13 protein-coding genes are annotated in these 14,591 nt (G+C 37.3%); 8 read left to right on the top strand and 5 right to left on the bottom strand.

Annotated elements, in window-relative coordinates:
- Positions 1-181: 181 nt before the first annotated feature.
- The gene (locus CP352_RS11385; RefSeq protein WP_233186934.1) at positions 182-358 is read left to right on the top strand and encodes a hypothetical protein; all 177 of its coding nucleotides are present in this window, start codon (positions 182-184) and stop codon (positions 356-358) included.
- Positions 359-625: 267 nt separating this feature from the next.
- Complete coding sequence (locus CP352_RS11390) at positions 626-766, top strand: hypothetical protein (RefSeq protein WP_233186935.1); 141 nt, start codon at positions 626-628, stop codon at positions 764-766.
- Positions 767-1,399: 633 nt separating this feature from the next.
- On the opposite strand, the gene CP352_RS08780 is transcribed toward CP352_RS11390, so the two are convergent.
- From CP352_RS08780 to CP352_RS08790, 3 genes are all read right to left on the bottom strand, one after another.
- Positions 1,400-1,879 carry a group II intron maturase-specific domain-containing protein gene (locus CP352_RS08780; RefSeq protein ID WP_098034922.1) on the bottom strand — a complete coding sequence of 160 codons (480 nt, stop codon included), beginning with the start codon at positions 1,877-1,879 and terminating at the stop codon, positions 1,400-1,402.
- Between the two features lie 186 nt (positions 1,880-2,065).
- Positions 2,066-3,235 (bottom strand): MFS transporter, encoded by a 1,170-nt coding sequence (locus tag CP352_RS08785; RefSeq protein WP_098034919.1) that lies wholly within the window; start codon positions 3,233-3,235, stop codon positions 2,066-2,068.
- A 142-nt stretch (positions 3,236-3,377) separates the two neighbouring features.
- Complete coding sequence (locus CP352_RS08790; protein ID WP_005720611.1) at positions 3,378-4,391, bottom strand: D-2-hydroxyacid dehydrogenase; 1,014 nt, start codon at positions 4,389-4,391, stop codon at positions 3,378-3,380.
- Positions 4,392-4,748: 357 nt separating this feature from the next.
- Between CP352_RS08790 and CP352_RS08795 the strand changes: the two genes are divergently transcribed.
- The 5 genes from CP352_RS08795 (at position 4,749) to CP352_RS08815 (ending at position 11,324) form a co-directional block, all read left to right on the top strand.
- Positions 4,749-5,000 (top strand): YSIRK-type signal peptide-containing protein, encoded by a 252-nt coding sequence (locus tag CP352_RS08795; protein WP_061204987.1) that lies wholly within the window; start codon positions 4,749-4,751, stop codon positions 4,998-5,000.
- The gene (locus CP352_RS08800; RefSeq protein WP_089150633.1) at positions 4,960-5,532 is read left to right on the top strand and encodes an LPXTG cell wall anchor domain-containing protein; all 573 of its coding nucleotides are present in this window, start codon (positions 4,960-4,962) and stop codon (positions 5,530-5,532) included. Before CP352_RS08795 ends, CP352_RS08800 begins: the two co-directional genes overlap by 41 nt.
- A gap of 554 nt (positions 5,533-6,086) precedes the next feature.
- Positions 6,087-6,914: an exodeoxyribonuclease III gene (locus CP352_RS08805; RefSeq protein ID WP_065991141.1), complete on the top strand. Its 828-nt coding sequence runs from the start codon at positions 6,087-6,089 to the stop codon at positions 6,912-6,914.
- Positions 6,915-6,987: 73 nt separating this feature from the next.
- Complete coding sequence (locus CP352_RS08810) at positions 6,988-8,430, top strand: amino acid permease (RefSeq protein WP_098034920.1); 1,443 nt, start codon at positions 6,988-6,990, stop codon at positions 8,428-8,430.
- A 65-nt stretch (positions 8,431-8,495) separates the two neighbouring features.
- On the top strand, positions 8,496-11,324 hold the full coding sequence (locus CP352_RS08815; RefSeq protein WP_089143379.1) for a DUF3427 domain-containing protein: 2,829 nt from the start codon (positions 8,496-8,498) through the stop codon (positions 11,322-11,324).
- 35 nt (positions 11,325-11,359) lie between these two features.
- Here the strand turns inward: CP352_RS08815 and CP352_RS08820 are convergent, their stop codons facing one another.
- Both CP352_RS08820 and CP352_RS08825 read right to left on the bottom strand, forming a co-directional pair.
- The gene (locus tag CP352_RS08820; protein ID WP_005721937.1) at positions 11,360-12,412 is read right to left on the bottom strand and encodes a serine hydrolase; all 1,053 of its coding nucleotides are present in this window, start codon (positions 12,410-12,412) and stop codon (positions 11,360-11,362) included.
- A gap of 204 nt (positions 12,413-12,616) precedes the next feature.
- The gene (locus CP352_RS08825; protein ID WP_098034921.1) at positions 12,617-13,834 is read right to left on the bottom strand and encodes a DUF2075 domain-containing protein; all 1,218 of its coding nucleotides are present in this window, start codon (positions 13,832-13,834) and stop codon (positions 12,617-12,619) included.
- Positions 13,835-13,895: 61 nt separating this feature from the next.
- On the opposite strand from CP352_RS08825, the gene CP352_RS08830 reads away from it, so the two are divergent.
- Complete coding sequence (locus tag CP352_RS08830) at positions 13,896-14,309, top strand: peptide deformylase (protein WP_005723569.1); 414 nt, start codon at positions 13,896-13,898, stop codon at positions 14,307-14,309.
- Positions 14,310-14,591: the final 282 nt, after the last annotated feature.

Genomic DNA, 14,591 nt, shown 5'->3' on the forward strand with positions numbered 1-14,591 from the left:
ATTATCTGATGAGATATTGATTCACTATTTTTTTGTAATGAGAATGTGACTTTAAAAAATGATGATTCAAAGTGACAATTATGTTAAAAACATTAAAATTGTAATTGCCATTTAATCTATTATAAAATAAACTAACATTTAACAAAATTATTTTTTATTAGATGTTAGTGGAGGAAAGAAGATGAATTTGAAAAAGATTTTGTGTACTACATTGGCAACTGTTACATTAGGAACAGCTTTTTCTAGTGTATTGGCAACTCCAACTTATGCTAGTGAAGCGAATGTTGAAGAAAATGATGAAGTTACTCAAAAAGAACTAGCTCAAGCGATTGATAAACTAGCTCAGGCCTTTAAATAAGCACATGACGCAAATCCAGATATGGATGAAGTTCAATTATCTAAGGGAGTTTTATCATACGCTACTGGTGAAATTAAATTGCCAACAGAGCGAGAGTTGCGACTTCAAATGCTGTAGGGTCTGCTTTTTTTTCAGCAGAAGGTTTTGGCAAATGTTTGTTAAAACAATATGGCATAATGGGAGCAGAAAATTATGCTAAGGTATTGTACAGTCCTCAAATAAAAAAAATTATTGCGGTCACATGCTTGGGAAAAAGCAGCAAGTCTTATGGTTAAAGCATTTGCAAAAGTAGCTGGAAAAAAATTAGCAAAACAATTTGCTGAAAAGATAGCTGGATCATTGGTACCAGGGGTTGGTTGGGTTTCATTAGGTTGGACTGTTGCTAACTGTGGTATAAAGTCTAGGTAAATTAGAGTATGAAAAGTAAGCTAAAGAAACTATTTAATAGTTGGCTATTTTGTATGATTATTACAAACATAGTTATTATTTTAATAATTACTATTTGGAATTTATATCATTGTTATGGAATGATGATTTATGGTGATAGTTTTGCAGAAGCAACTAAATTTTTTTGGGAGGTTGAAATTATTGATAGTGCTGTTGCATTATCAGTCTTTAATATTTATGCTATTATTCGAAAATTTATTAAGAAATAGTATTAAATTAAGAGCTTCTAAGTTTTAAACTGCTAAATTTCTGATGCTAAGTTTTTTAATTAAAGTTTTTGAAGCTATATTATAATCAGTATAGCAACGAAGTAATTAGGGTATTCAAGCATACTCAAGAAGCTTTACCAGTTATGATGGTAAGGCTTCTTTTTTCGCTAGAGACAACTATATAATGTGAGGGGGATACGAAGTGATTAAGTTGACAAACATGTCCCCGCTTTATTTCGGCGTAGTCGTGCAAGATAGTATTTGCAGATTATATGTTGAGAATACTGTTATTGCAGGGGTGAAAAGTTCATTACTGTAATAGAGTAGAGGGAGATTAATTCTCGCCCCCTCTCATTGCACCGGACGTACGGTTCCGTATCCGGCGCTACATTTGTAATTCTTTACGAATTAAATAGTATTTCAGCGGATCGACCAAACCTGGGCGATCCGCTTTGCTTATGCCCAATACTTTTGGGCTAAGCAAAAAGTTAATGACATGCCCTGTACTGCGCTTATACCAACCCAGTCGTGTGTTAGCTGTTTTATGAATATCTTCATCACTAAAGTTGCACTTTAATACCTTGTTTATCCGCATTAAGTTAGTGTATATTCGTTTTGGTAGTTTCCATTGTTTAATGATTACCACCCGTACTTTATGACGCAGCCATTGACTAAATTTAATTAGAAAGCTTTTCATACCACCAATTTTAAAGTAGTTGATCCAGCCTCTGACCACTTGATTTACCTTGGTAAAGACTAGTGATAAAGGCTGGGCAGCTGCTTTCTTACGGCAGAGAAGCTCTCTAATTTTGTCGTAAAGCTTGGCTTTACGGTTGTCTTTAGGACTTCGACTTGGTATGACCAGGTTTTTATACGTAGGCTCAGAAAACTTGCTAGCCACTTCCTTCACCCATAGCGTCATCGCTACCGGCTTGTGGTTCACTACACTTGGCGACAACTACCCGTGATTCAAACTTTCATTGAACTAGATAAATGCCATGCCCGACACACATATGCAAAAAAGACTTGAGAATTAATTTTCCCAAGTCTTTTAATTTGCTTCATTAACCGCTCTGAAAATATTAAGTCCGCTTATCAGAATAATTGTCCCGCAAGCTAAAATTAAAACTGTTTCACCAGAGCTGTCTAACAAAATTCCGGCAACAATTGAACTAATCGGTCCACCAATAGAGGTACTGGTACGAATAGTAGTTAGCACTCTGCCTAATATTTCATCGTCCGCAGTAATCTGAATCAATGATTCTGCCAAAATATTGTGAATACTCGTCATTAGCCCAAATAAGAAAATTAGTCCTGTGAATATCAACCAATTGTTACTGAAGAAAATTATCAAAAGTAATGGTACTGCACTAGCTATCCAAGTAAAACCAATTGTTTTTACCCGTACGGATAATCTTCCTGCAATAGTTGCACCTATTACAAAGCCAATCATAAAACTGATATAGAACATACTGTATAGTCCCGCTTGACCATTTTGTTGAGCAATTCTTGGCAACAGAATGGCCATTGCTGGCGTCACAAAAGAATACAGGATTGAGGACCAGAGGTAATGACTTAAGAAATAATTTGTTTTGATAAATTTGTAGCCATTAAGGATTTGATTGAGGTATTTTGCCTCTGCTTTTTTGACTTTAGGTCTATCTTTAATTTCTTTTAAAGCGTAAAACAGAAAAACAAAACTGATTAGGCTCAGTAGACTGCAGATCAACATTACATTAGCTGAAATTAAAAAAGTTAATAAAAATCCAGAAAGAGCAGTTCCCGCTACATTCACAAGCTGGTCGATGTTGCTAACTTTAGAAATTAAATTATTTAATTCTTGCTCATTAGCAGTTGTCTCTTTTAAAATAGCCCGATCAGCTGGATTAAAAAATTCATCGCAGACAGATACTATTCCTGCGCAGATTAATGCCAAAATATAACTTTTGCTAAGTTGGTAAACCGCAATTGTTGTGGCAAATAGGAAAACAGTTTGAACAAAAATTGAATAGTAACTTGTCCTTTTGAATGAATAATGATCGATAATGGGGCCGTAGAATATTGATAAGGCTGCAGTGGTGGAAAAGATGGCTTCCGCAATTCCGACGACAAAGGAACTTTTGGTGGAAGTTTGCAGCCACCAGATAAAGACCATGCTGAAGAGGGAATTAGCTAGTCCGCCAACGGCACGCGAGAAAAAATATGATTTCTTTTTTAACATTTTATTTATCCTATTCTCATTTTTTGTTTTCCAATTATACCAATATTTTTCCAATTAGGATCAATTTAATAAAAAATAGTACAAAAAAAGACTTGAGAAGTAATTTTTCCCAAGTCTTTTAGTTTGTCTTAATTTAGGTTAATTAAAACTTGTTCTTGTCCAAAGCAACTGGAGAATCTGGCTTTTCGCCATTGATCATCTTCAAGTTGTTGTCGAATGCCTTAACAACCATGTTACGTACGGCGTGGGTGGTGTAGAAGGCGGTGTGTGGAGTTACCAATACGTTTGGACGATCAATTAAGTCTGCCAAACGCTTGTCTGGGAATTCTTTACCTTCCCAGTCTTCGTTAAATACACCAACTTCGTCTTCGTAAGTATCCATAACGAAGCCGAAGATCTTACCTGAGTCCAAACCACGGATTACAGCGTCAGTGTCAACAAGTGGACCACGTGAGCAGTTTACAATTACAACGCCATCTTTCATCTTGGCAATTGATTCGTCATTGATCATGTGTACATTTGCTGGAACATCTGGTACGTGAAGTGAAATTACATCAGCTTGCTTGTACAAGTCGTCAAGTGAGTCAACGTAGTAACCCTTCTTTTCGAGTTCTGGGTTCTTGAAGATATCGTAAGCAATAACCTTTGCGCCGAAACCTTCCATAATTCTCATAAATACTTGACCAATGTGACCAGTACCTACAACACCAACAACTTGGTCACGAACTTCACGACCAATAGTAGGTGCCCAACGTAAGTCGCGCTTAGCCATCTTTTCGTCCATACGCTTGTCTTGACGTAATACACGTGCAGCTTGAATAGCAGCATGTTCAGCAATAGCGTCAGGAGAGTATACAGGAACGTTAGTAATTTCAAAGCCAAGTTCCTTAGCCTTGTCCATGTCGATGTTGTCGACACCAACGTTACGTAATGACATCTTAGTTACGCCAGCGTCTGCCAATGCTTGAAGAGTTTCTGGGGTGTAGTCTAATTGTTGGTAAACAACAACACCGTCAGCACCCTTAGCTAACTTAGCAGTTTCAGGAGTCAAAAGCTTATCAGTGTAATCTACATCGATATCCTTGTGAGCATCCTTCCATTCGTTTAAGAATGGTTCTTCGTCTTTACGAATAGCGTAAGCAAAAATCTTTGTCATAAATTTAACCTCCGTAAAATTTATTAGTATGACCAGTCCTCATTATACGCTTTTACTTGCTCAACAAAACACAAAAGAACCATTTTTTTGTATAGATTTTAAGAAAAATAAAAGTCAAGTTTTACTCTGAGCAAAAAAGTTGCAATTTTTTCAAAAAAAGTTTACAGCCTAAAAATTGCAACTATTATTAACTGTTACCTAATCTCAATCCCATAGATATGAAAATTATTTTTGTATATGGCAATATTAGTGAAAGGTAGTATATGGATTTGTATAAGAGACACATTTTCGTTATATAACCCAGGTTATATAATGGACTTTAAGTAGAGAAACAAACATAGCGGAGGAAAATTGAATATGCATTTTAAAGGAGAAAGCCAACAGCATTTCAGCCTAAGAAAGCTGACAATTGGTGTTGCTTCTGTAATAATCGGGACCACCTTTATGTTTTTTGATGGTCATGCTGGTCATGCAGATGATTTAAGTAGAGATGCTGAGCAAACCAGCTCAGTTGTTCAAAAACAGAGTAGTGAAAAGATAGATGTAGATGCAGTCAAAGAAGCTGATAATGTTTCAAATCAAAGACAAGACTTACCCAGACGGTACTAAGAGTACCGCAACTGTTCCTGTAACTGTCATTGCACCAAATGTACCAGACGTTATCTACGTACCAAAGGGTGACAAGGTTCCAGACCCAAGTACTGTAGTTACTAACTCTAACGATATCAAGGACAAGATTCCTGACACGACTTACACTTGGAAAACTACTCCAGATACTCCAAATACTAAAGTAGTAATTAACTATAAGGCTAATAATCCTGGTACTCCAGATACCCCAGTTACTCCACCAGTGGATCCAGGCGATAATCCAGCAACCCCAGTTACCCCGCCTGTAAAGCCAGAGCAGAAGCCAACAACACCAACTTCAAATACTAATGATGATACTCCTGCACCAACTCCTCATGCTACTAAGACACCAGCAAAGGATAATGGTGGCAAGAAGACAGTAGCTAGTGAGCAAAAATCTACTTTGCCACAAACGGGGAAGAAGGATAACGTTGCTTTGACTGCTATCGGTGTAGCTATTGCAGCTGCTGGAAGCTTATTAGGATTAGCAGATAGCAAGAAGCATAGATCTTAATTTGTAATATCTAATTTCTGTTTACTAAGAAGCAAGTTTACTCAAATAGGAGCTAGCTTGCTTTTTTGTCTAAAAGTTTAAGGATTTCTAAAGACAAAAAGCAAATAGTGACGCATTGTCATAAAGCTGATATTATATACTCATAACAAAAATACAACGCATCAAATAGAGATGAATTGTAAGAAGGTAACAAATCTTCTAATTCCTTATTAATACATCCTATTGGGCCTTTATTAATTCATACATTGGGTATTGCTTTTTGCTGGTTGTTCCCTATGCAACCGCGAAAGTTAAGATTGATAATAAGTCCATCCCCTTTTTGCGAAGGTAAAGAGTCAAGACCCCCTGCAACATCTCTTGCGTTGAATCTTTTGTTAATCTTGATAATTTATCTTCGCAACATTAGTGATGAGTAGGCTAATGTAAAAAAATCTCGTTATTCTCATTCAACACAACTCCCTTAAAAGGGCTGGTTTAGAAAAGTCATCTAAATCAGTCCTTTTTCTTTTTTTCGTTATAATTAAACTTGAGAACTAAAACAAAGGGGAAGAAAAATGATCTTAATTTCATGGAATATCGATTCATTAAATGCAGCTCTGACTGGTACTTCAGCTAGGGCGGAAGAAACGCGGCAAGTTTTAACTAAAATTCATGATGCCAATCCAGATATTATTGCGATTCAAGAAACTAAGCTGCGTGCAACTGGGCCAACTAAAAAACATAAAGAAGTGTTGGCTGAAAAGTTCCCTGAGTATGACTATGTTTGGCGCTCTTCAGAAGAACCAGCTAGAAAAGGCTATGCTGGTACAATGTATCTTTATAAGAAAGGATTAACTCCTGCAGTGTCTGAGCCGATTATTGGCGCCCCTGAGCCGATGGATCATGAGGGACGGATAATCACACTGGAATTTGATAAATACTTTGTCACCCAGGTTTATACGCCAAATTCAGGCAGTGGTTTAAAGCGACTAGCTGAACGTCAAGTTTGGGACCAAAAGTATATTGAATATCTGCAAAAATTAGATGAAAAAAAGCCAGTTTTGGCAAGTGGCGATTATAATTGTGCTCACACAGAAATTGACTTAAAACATCCCGAAAATAATCATCACTCAGCTGGCTTTACTGATGAAGAAAGAGTCGACTTTACCAATTTGCTCAATGCTGGCTTTACCGATACCTTTAGAAAAGTTCATGGTGAGATTATTGGCGTATATTCTTGGTGGGCTCAACGTGTCAGAACCGCTAAGGCTAACAACTCTGGCTGGAGAATTGATTATTGGCTAGTAAGCAATCGCATTGCTGATAAGGTGGTCCGCTCAGAGATGATCGATACGGGCAAACGAGCAGACCACTGCCCAATTTTGCTTGAAATAAATCTTTAAATTGAAGCAAGCCCTAGTATAATTTCTTTTTGAAATGTTTTTATTTTGAAAAAGAAGTAGGGGTTGAAATTCTTTGAATAACGAGAAAAAAGAAGATTGGGCTTTGGAGCAGGATCTGAAGTACAATCGTCTGACAGCATTTAAGCTATTCGCGATGACTAGTTCAATGGTTATTTCCGTTGATGAACTCGCACCATTTGGTAAAACTGGAGCAACGGCACTGTTTTACTTGATAATTGCTGGAATCGCTTGGTTTATCCCGATTACGCAAATGGCTGGAGAAATGGCCTCAATTGATGGCTGGGAAAAAGGCGGAATCTTCACTTGGGTGAAAGGATCTCTTGGAGACAAAACAGGCTGGACAGCAATGTTTTATCAATGGATTCATATTACTGTTGGTATGGATACGATGATGTATGTGATCATTGGGGCATTGTCTATCACATTTGGGACACCTTGGTTCAACACCACGCCAATCGTACGCTTCATTTTAATGATGGTTATTCTGTGGGGAGCAACAGCGATTCAGGTAATTGGTGTTAGAAAGATTGGTCGAATCGCTGAATGGCTGTTTATTCTGGGGATTGCGACACCAGTAATTTTATTGATTATTTCATTCTTCGTATATGTGATTCAGGGGCATCCCTTGCATATGACGATTAACTGGAATACTGTAATTCCACATAAATTGAATGGTAATACATTAGTTGCCTTTGTCCCATTTATGTTGGCCTTTTGTGGTGGGGAAGCTTCTGCACCGCACGTTAAAAACTTGGACCACATCAAGTCATACTCAAAAGTTATGCTTGGCTTAGCCGTTACTGCAATCTGCTTCGACTTGCTAGGTAGTATGGCAATTGGAATGACTGTGCCTAAGGATCAAATAGAGAACAGTACAGGCTTTGTTTATACCTATGGCAAGCTGTTAACGTCAATCGGGCTACCTGGTGATCTGTTGCAAAAAATTGTGGGTATAATGTTAGCCTGCGGTATTATTGGTGAGCTAGGCAACTGGATTGCTGGTCCTAATCAGGGAATGTATGAAGCGGCTAAAGAGGGCTATATGCCTAAGTTTTTTGCTAAAACCACTAAGCACGGCGTGCCATTAAGAATTATGGTTTTACAATCAAGTATCGTTACCATTTCTGCATTATTGATTACTTTTACCAGTGGTGCCGATGCAGATTTTGCGTTTAACGTTTCATTGGCCGCAACGACGGCGCAATATCTCATGGTTTATATGATTATGTTGATTGCTTACATGGTTTTGAAAAGAAAGCATGAAGATTATCACCGTATGTATTACATGAGCAAGAACCCTAATTTGAGTATTGCAATTGCGGTGCTTGCATTAATCATCACGGTTATAGCTTTCTTTGTAACTTTTGTTCCAGCACAAGGCACGCCAAGCAATTTGCGTCACGTTTATGTTTGGACCTTAATCGGCATGTGTGCCATTGTGTCGATTTTGCCACTTATTTTGTATCGCTGGCATGAAAAATGGCAATCACAATAGAATTAAGAAGCATTCGTTTTTCAAGACGGATGCTTTTTTAGTAGAATTTGAGAGAGGTGAATAAAATGGCGGATGCGATGAGGGATGCAATATTAAATGGTTTTGTTGATCAAAATTATTTAGGAAGTGAAGAATTAGGTCCTAAAATATTAGCTAATAATCAGCAAGAGAGAATCTGGCAGACTTTGCGCCAGGAATTGTATAGTTGCAAGTCCTTTACTTGGGCGATTGCGTTTATTACGCAAGACATGCTAGTTCCGTTTAAGGTGATAATGGCAGATTTAGCGAAAAATGGAATTAGTGGCACGATTATTACTGGTGATTACTTGGGTTTTAACAATCCGCGTGTTTTTACGGAATTACAAAAGATTCCTAATTTAGAAGTTCGTATTGCTAATAAGGCAGGTTTCCATACTAAAGGATATTTATTTGATCATGAAAACTATCAAACTGTGATTATTGGCAGTGCTAATTTTACACGTTCAGCTCTGCTGGCTAACTATGAGTGGGCTTTGAAAGTAAGTTCAAAAAAGCAAGCAGATTTAACAGCTCAATTAGTGGATAAAATTGCAGATTTAAAACAGGATAGTTTTGTTTTAAATTCAGCCTGGCTAACAGATTATCGTAAAAATTGGGTAAAGCCTGAGCGAGTTGCTACTGATCGGCATCAGACAAAAATTTTACCAAATAAAATGCAAAAAGCGGCTTTAAAACAGATAGAAGCACTAGTTGCAAGTGGTGAAAAACGAGGGCTAGTAGTGTCAGCCACGGGAACGGGGAAAACTTATTTAGGTGCTTTTGCCGTTAAGAAATATCAGCCGCGGCGTTTTTTATACATTGTGCATCGTGAGCAAATTGCTAAAAAGTCATTAGAAAGTTTTTATCGTGTAATCGGTGGACCAAGATCGGATTATGGCTTATTAACGGGAAATAGGCACAATTTACAGGCCAAGTATTTATTTGCGACGGTACAAACGATAAGTCAACCTGAGATGCTGGCTAATTTTAATAGCGACGAATTTGATTATATCTTGATTGATGAAGCACATAGGGCAGCTGCACCTTCGTATCAGCGCCTTTTACATTATTTTAAGCCCAATTTTTGGTTAGGAATGACGGCTACGCCTGAACGAATGGATGAGCAAAATGTTTACCAGATTTTTGACTACAATTTGGCATATGAAATTCGTTTGCGGGATGCACTGGAAGAAAAGATGCTGGCGCCATTTCATTATGTGGGTGTCCAGGATTATGAAGCAGACGGAGTAGCGATTGATGAAACAACAGATTTACGCTACCTAGCTTCTACATCTCGAGTAGACTATGTTTTAAAGGAATTAGACTATTACGGCTATTGTGGAACAAAGGCTAAAGGCTTGGTTTTCTGCAGTCGACAGGATGAAGCACGTGAATTAGCTCGGCTTTTTAGTCAAAAAGGACATCCCGCTGTAGCATTGACCAATGAGGATAATGAAAAAAGACGTAATGAAGTGGTTGCGTCTTTAGTTAAAGGTGAGATTGAGTATATTGTAGCGGTTGACTTGTTTAACGAAGGAATCGACATCCCTGCCTTGAATCAAATTGTAATGTTACGCAACACACAGTCGAGCATAGTGTTTATACAGCAGTTAGGCCGGGGGCTTCGTAAATATCCTGGCAAAGATTTTACCGTTGTGCTAGATTTTATTGGCAATTATAAAAACAATTACATAATTCCGTTGGCACTGAATCAGGATACTTCTCGAAGCAAAGATCAAGCTAAACGAGAAACGCGTCTGCCAAGCTTTATTGATGTTTCAACGATTAACTTTAGTAAAATTGCCAGTGAAAAAATTTTGGCTTCGCTTGATAGTGTCAAGCTTGATGGGATGCGTGAATTGCGGCAGAGTTACCATGATCTCAAGAACAAACTAGGGCGTGTACCGCTACTATTTGATTTTTATCAATATGGCTCAGTTGCACCGATTGTTTTTGCACAAAATCATGGCTTGGCAAGCTATGCTGACTTTTTGGGTAAAATGGGCGAAGACGTTAATTTATCAAAATATGAAAATGAAGTGCTGTCTTTTGTGACTAAGGAATTACTTAATGGTAAAAGAATTCACGAGTTACTTTTGTTAGAGATGCTACTTGAACAAGATATTGTTAAGCAAGAAGATTATCTAGCTCAATTGAAACGACACCATGCTTATGTAAATGATGAATTGTTAGCTTCTGTTGATGCGATTTTATCGCTAGATTTTTTTGATATTAAGCAGGGAAAGACTACCAAAAAAGCACAATATGGTAAATTGCCGTTAGTTGAACGTAGCAATTTATTTGACTATCAATTGAATGGTTCTCTACGTTCTGCCCTAGATCAACATGATTTTAAGAATTTATTTGTTGATGCTATTAAAACTGGTTTGGCCTTAAATCAGGAATATGATAATCAGCGTCAATTTACTTTATATCAGCAATATGATCGTAAGGACGCTTGTCGACTCTTGAACTGGCCTAAGGATGTTTCGGCCCCGATGTATGGCTATCGTGTTGGTGAGCAGGACACACCAATCTTCATCACTTATCATAAAGATGATCATGAAAAGCGGAATGCTCTGTATCGTAATACATTGGCTGATGGGCGCAGTTTGCGCTGGTATACTCGGGTGCCACGGCATTTAGATTCTGATGAGGTACAGCGTTTGCTTAATACGCGAGGGATGAATTTGCATATATTTGTTAAAAGAAGCGATGCAGATGGTAAGCAGTTCTTTTATTTAGGCAAGGCAAAGATTCAAGCTGATTCTGTTCGCGAAGAATTGCTCGGTGTTAAGAAAAAGCCAGCTGTAGGGATGAACTTAATGTTGAAACATCCACTGAGTGAGTCAATGCATGAGTTATTATTTGAATAGACCAAAAAAAGCCTTTCCGCTTAGGAAAAGCTTTTTTAATTGCCGCTAATATTAATTAGATCTTGGTCATCTTGGTTATTATCCTTATCAAACATTCTAGGCTTGATGTGATCTAGAATCTTAGTCCCGATATTTTTCTGAGCAGTTTCATCACCGCTAACCTGGTTTAAAAACATAATTATTCCATATCGATTATCTGTAGTCATTTTGATCCAATTACCAAAATGAGTGTTGCTTAAGCTACCATAAGCAGATTTAGTATGGTCATCATCTAAATGAAGCCCTCCAGAATAATTAGTGGTTGCACTTTTAAGATGAGTTAAGTAATAGAAATCGGATTTGCTTAAGATACTACCATTGGTTAAGCCAAGCTGGATCTTGTAATAATCCATTGGGGTAGTGAACATATTGCCTGCGCCTGGAAGCTGGGAGGCAAGAGTCTTTTTAACGTATTCAGCGTCTTGGTAATTTTTACCATTATTCCAGACGTAAGAGATAGGATCGGTTTTCCAACTAGGAATATCCTGATAAAGGAATGTATTAGCAAGCCCTAATTTGTTAATGATGCGATTATTGAAATTGTTTTCGTAGGATTGTCCGCTGATTTTAATAATAATTCCGGCTAATAAAAGATAGTTGGTATTATTGTAGAAGTAGGTTCCTGGTGTCCCTTGAGTGCCGTTATTAGTATTATCAATAGCCCAATTGATGGCGTCATTCTCACTTAAAACTTTTCCGCGATCCAATTCAGTATTGGTTGCTTGAATGCCAGAAGTATGGGTCATTAACTGTCCAATAGTAATATTATCGGCGTTTTTAAGATTAGGGTACCAACGTGAAATTTTGGTGTTTTGCGTAAATTTTTGACTAGTGTGCCAGTTTTCATTCATCAGCTGAATTATCATTGCTGCTGTAACAACTTTTTGCAAAGAAGCAGTTGGATAAACTACGTTGTCGTTCCCATTGCCAACTTTTTTACCGTACCAAGCGTAGCCATAGCTGATTTGTTGCGGCTGACCGTTTTTGATAATGACGATACTACCGCGAGTATTGTTTTGAGCCAAAGTATTGCGGACAAAATTTCGCATTTCGGTTTTAGAGTATGAACTGGCTTGAACTTGTGGTGGTTCAGTGATCGCAAATGCAGGAACTGTCGTTAGCAGCGCAGCGGTAGCTAGTCCAATAATTGATTTTTTCAAAATTTAAAAGGCCTTCCTTAAAAAGTGGTTTGTTTACATTTTAGCGCGTTCTTTGCATCGGACAAACTATTATTTTGGTGAAAAGACGTATTTTTAGCTAGCTTGTTGAAAAAGTGCGGCTAATTTTGCTCTGAGTGCGGGATCATGAGCGTATAAATAGGTACCGCGGATTCCTCGCTTGAATAGAACGTTGAGTGAATTCATGACCATCTTCTCTTCATATTCTATTTTTTCTTTTGAGTTGGTTAGATCATTACGCTTTTTGAACATCTCAACATCTGTAATTTTGTCTAAATTAACTTTAAGTTGATTGGTGCCGGGAATCAGGCTGATTGGTGGACCGATAATGATGCCAGCATAATTTAGGTCAAAACCTTGGCAAGTATAGATAGAACCAACTTCATTGATTGTTGTAGGAATTTCTGCCCAAGGAGTTGATGTGTAGTTGTATTGATCCCATGGCAGCATGAATTTCCCTTCTTTAATGTAATGTTTGCCACCATCAAGAGTAGATGGATAGCCGGAAGTTGAAAGAATTCTTGCCAGGCCGTCTGTTTGATTTCTCTTGACGATTTCTTGCCGCATTTTTTCTGCATCAGTAAAAATACGAAAGTCGTAGTTGTGCCACATTTCTTTTTTTAAGGACATTAATTTATTATGTGTAAAAAAGTTAAACCATTCTATTAGACTATCTGGTGCCATCATTCTAAATTGATGATGTAGTTGATAGTCTTCGTGGGGATAATGATGAGTAATTGCTTCAAGTCGCTTACGTGTCCAGAAGCTTTTCATTCGTAAAACTTGGTTTTCATCAAATACCAAAATGACAACTTTTGACCGCTTAATAACCTCCTCTAATTGGTTATCGTGATAAAAGTTGTTGTAGTGATCAGGCTGAGATAAGAGCAAGTGTGCTTCATCAATGACGACAACATCAGCACTGGTTTGTTTTTTGTCCATCTGATTAATAAATGAAGTTGGCCGCATATAATTTTTCTTATATAGTTCTTTAATCGGCCCAGCAATCTGCTTATAGACTTTTAGCAGTTCAGGGTGATTTACTAAAAAGTAGTTTTGAGTTTTATACAGTTGGCTGCCTGTTTGGTGGTTTAATTTTTGCAACTGATCAAAAAGGGCAGAAAGCACTACACTTTTACCAGTACCTGCTTCACCATAAATAGTGAAAACAGCAGGATGATTTTTATTGCTGCAATGTGTAATCGAAAAATGTAAAATTTTTTGTACGAGAAGTGATTGCTCTTGGTTGAGCTGATGGTAAGGAGAGAGTTTAAAACTTGCTTGATTATTCAATATTTATTCACCTCGTTTTCAATTATAATGAATAGAAATAATAATGATAAAGGAAGAAAAAATGACTGCACAAAAAATAATTCACGATCAGCTATTTTTAAGACAAAAATCTGATTTAGCTGGCAAAAATGATTTACAAGTTGCGATAAACTTGCGTGATACGCTACTAGCTAATCGTGGGAAAGCTGCGGGGCTGGCTGCAAATATGATTGGTCAGACTAAACAAATTATTGCGTTTTATGCTGGCCCGCTTCCATTTGTAATGCTGAATCCGCGTATTATTCAAAAAAAGCAGATGTATCTTGCTAGTGAGGGATGTCTGTCACTAGAAGGCGAGCGTAATGTTCAGCGCTATGAAGAAATTACTGTTACTTATCAGAATATGGAGTTAGAAACAGTAACGCAAACTTTTGGTGACTTTATAGCTGAAACGATTCAGCATGAAATTGATCATTGCAATGGAATTTTGATTTGAATAGTAGAATATTTACGTGATTTTGCAAAAAAAGTAAAAAAATTTAAATTAATTTTGCATGGTTTCAGGGATGAAAACCCACAATTTTCGAATAATTAGATTTGAGAGAATAAAATACTTTTTAATTTAATGCAAAGATAAAGGAGAATATATTACAACACTACCTAGTGTATCGTGAAGAACCCGAACGAAGAGCAAGACTTGCCAAAGCAGAGAAAATAAGGTAAATTAATAAAGTCGCTTCGAGAGATGCGACGAGAGCTTAAAAACAGACATGTAAGG

Origin of the sequence: Lactobacillus sp. UMNPBX1 (assembly GCF_002554085.1) — a bacterium.
In the GTDB taxonomy this organism is placed as follows: domain Bacteria; phylum Bacillota; class Bacilli; order Lactobacillales; family Lactobacillaceae; genus Lactobacillus; species Lactobacillus crispatus.

Bases quoted from the DNA above. Each gene is read 5' to 3' on its own strand.
- CP352_RS11385 (WP_233186934.1), top strand. From the start codon at position 182: ATGAATTTGAAAAAGATTTTGTGTACTACATTGGCAACTGTTACATTA.
- CP352_RS11390 (WP_233186935.1), top strand. From the start codon at position 626: ATGGTTAAAGCATTTGCAAAAGTAGCTGGAAAAAAATTAGCAAAACAA.
- CP352_RS08785 (WP_098034919.1), bottom strand. From the start codon at position 3,235: ATGTTAAAAAAGAAATCATATTTTTTCTCGCGTGCCGTTGGCGGACTA.
- CP352_RS08790 (WP_005720611.1), bottom strand. From the start codon at position 4,391: ATGACAAAGATTTTTGCTTACGCTATTCGTAAAGACGAAGAACCATTC.
- CP352_RS08795 (WP_061204987.1), top strand. From the start codon at position 4,749: ATGCATTTTAAAGGAGAAAGCCAACAGCATTTCAGCCTAAGAAAGCTG.
- CP352_RS08800 (WP_089150633.1), top strand. From the start codon at position 4,960: ATGTTTCAAATCAAAGACAAGACTTACCCAGACGGTACTAAGAGTACC.
- CP352_RS08805 (WP_065991141.1), top strand. From the start codon at position 6,087: ATGATCTTAATTTCATGGAATATCGATTCATTAAATGCAGCTCTGACT.
- CP352_RS08815 (WP_089143379.1), top strand. From the start codon at position 8,496: ATGGCGGATGCGATGAGGGATGCAATATTAAATGGTTTTGTTGATCAA.
- CP352_RS08820 (WP_005721937.1), bottom strand. From the start codon at position 12,412: ATGCGAAATTTTGTCCGCAATACTTTGGCTCAAAACAATACTCGCGGT.
- CP352_RS08830 (WP_005723569.1), top strand. From the start codon at position 13,896: ATGACTGCACAAAAAATAATTCACGATCAGCTATTTTTAAGACAAAAA.